1 protein-coding gene is annotated in these 276 nt (G+C 69.9%); it reads right to left on the reverse strand.

The genetic code is table 11. The features are described 5' to 3' along the window. Nucleotides 1-276: hypothetical protein (locus AC0L2V_RS32285; protein ID WP_473522201.1), on the reverse strand; the 276-nt coding region annotated here is incomplete at both ends.

A 276-nucleotide genomic window follows, 5' to 3' on the forward strand; every position in this document is an offset into this window, starting at 1 on the left:
TCGCTTCGGAGGGCGCGGCACCTGCTTGACCACAATGTGATCCCGGCGCCAAACCGCGTACTCGGCCACGGAGGCAAACCGCGGCGCCGTGCGCTTGACTGGCCACAACTCTGCGGCCATCCGGGGGCCGTCGTACTCGCCGGGGTAGGCGGCGATTAGGCGGAGCGCGCGGCCGGCGTCGTTGTCTTTGCGGACGGCAATCGTCACGTCACCACCCGCCGGCAGAAACACCCACGCCCGGACAACATCCCGCCACTCCGCCAGCGTCAGCGACCG

Source organism: Mesorhizobium sp. WSM4814 (genome assembly GCF_055811595.1).